Source organism: Ameyamaea chiangmaiensis (assembly GCF_013376175.1).
Taxonomy (GTDB): Bacteria; Pseudomonadota; Alphaproteobacteria; order Acetobacterales; family Acetobacteraceae; genus Ameyamaea; species Ameyamaea chiangmaiensis.
The window spans coordinates 1-1,840 of sequence record NZ_JABXXR010000277.1 but is presented as its reverse complement, the minus strand read 5'-3'; the positions used below and the strand labels follow the sequence as shown (position 1 = coordinate 1,840).

General features: G+C 67.9%; 2 protein-coding genes. Both read left to right on the top strand.

Annotated elements, in window-relative coordinates; all coding sequences use genetic code 11:
• Positions 1 to 412 precede the first annotated feature (412 nt).
• Positions 413 to 1,333, top strand: a complete 921-nt coding sequence (locus tag HUK82_RS16325; protein WP_176614926.1) for a 2-hydroxyacid dehydrogenase — start codon at positions 413 to 415, stop codon at positions 1,331 to 1,333.
• A gap of 61 nt (positions 1,334 to 1,394) precedes the next feature.
• Entirely contained in the window at positions 1,395 to 1,640 is a 246-nt protein-coding gene (locus tag HUK82_RS16320) for a hypothetical protein (RefSeq protein WP_176614925.1), read from the top strand.
• Positions 1,641 to 1,840 lie beyond the last annotated feature (200 nt).

Below are 1,840 nucleotides of genomic sequence, written 5' to 3'. Positions count from 1 at the left end.
GGCCGCATCGGCTCCTGCCAAGCGCGGTGCCGCGGCACCTGCGTCGCCGCGCCGTTCGGCCGTCGACCGCCTGCGTGAGACCAAGGAGCTTCGTCGTCAGGCGCGTCTTACGCGTCTGGCTGCACAGCGTAAAAGCGGTAAGTAAGACGTGGCGTAGGTCACCGCTGCTGTCGCCTTCGGGCGACCTTGCGTAGCCCCGTGCAAGAAGGCCGGCGTCCGGTGACGCCGGCCTTTTTTATGGATGCCGGATGGTCGCCACGCGGATGTGACAGGCGTGGATCGCGAAAGGCGTCGCCGGACGCTTGAGCATCCGTGTTTTCGGGGCCAGTTTGGCCGGCACGTGAAAGCTGACGATGTGTGATCCTTGCGGGCGCACGTCAGGCAGGACACAGGCAGGACAAGGACAGGCGGTATGGATATCCTTCTTCTCGAACCCATGATGGCCGAGATCGAAAGCGCGCTCGACGATCTCGCGACCGTTCACCGCCTCGATCCCACCGCCGCGTTGTCACCCGATGCGCGGCGCGCCGAGATCGTCGTGACCGGCGGTGCGACCGGTATTCCGCGCGCGATGATGGATGCGCTGGGCGCGATTCGGCTCGTGGCGATCAACGGGATCGGCACCGATGCCGTCGATCTTGTCGAGGCCAGGCGGCGTGGTATCGCGGTTACGACGACACCTGGCGTCCTGACCGATGACGTTGCCGATATGGCGCTCGCGCTGATCTTGTCGGCGCTGCGGGGCATAGCGGTGGGCGACCGCTTCGTCCGCGCCGGGGGCTGGGGACGGGAAACGCTTCCGCTTGCGCGCAAGGTCAGTGGCTGCGCCCTCGGGATCGTTGGGATGGGGCAGGTCGGTCGCGCCGTAGCGAAGCGCGCGCGCGCGTTCGACATGACGATCGCCTATCACGATCTGCACGATTTCGGGCTGGAAGAGAGCCGCTTTGTGCCGTCGCTGGCCGCGTTGGCGTCGGACAGCGATATTCTTGTCGTGGCGGCCGCCGGTGGCGCGCAGTCACGCGGCCTGATTGATGCCGACGTTCTGTCGGCGCTGGGTCCTCGCGGCTGGCTCATCAACGTTGCGCGCGGCAGCATCGTGGACGAAGAGGCGCTGGTCGCGGCGTTGCGCGACGGCCGGATCGCCGGTGCGGGTCTGGATGTCTTCGCGCATGAACCCGCCGTACCGGCGGCACTGACGGTGCTGGACACGGTCGTGCTGCAGCCCCATCGCGCCAGCGCGACGGTGGAGACGCGTCGCGCCATGGGCCAGCTGGTCGTCGACAATGTCCGGGCCTGCGTCGAGGGGCGTCCGCTGTTGACGCCCGTTGAATGAGGCTGTGAAAACCCGATCCTCGTGTCAGGCGTTTGATGCCCGCATTGATCGGAGGAATATCATGTCCCGGACCTCACGCTCGCTTGGATGTTCACTCAGGGCCACGGCCTGTCTCGCGCTTGTCGCGCTCGGTGGCTGCGTCGGTCGCGCCGCCAGCGCTCCGGTCGCTCCGGGGGCGCCCGCCGCCGGCTACGGCTATCGCTGCGAGGCCGGTTTCTATTCCTGCCACACGCCCACGCAGGTTCCACTGGGAACTCCATGCTCCTGCCCGGGGCTGGGGGCGGCGTCGTACGGCAACGTGCATTGATGGTCTGACAGGCGCGGCACCCCTCTTGGAGCTGTCGCGCCGGGCCCCCATAATGGGGCGATGATGCACAGTGTTTCTTTACCGGCGGCGAGCGCATGAGCGCCGGGCGCCCCGCCGCGCCGGACGGCACGTCCTCCGGGGGCGACCTGTTCGGCACGTCCGTCCCTGACACGGGCGGGCGTAAGCGCGGGCATCGCCAG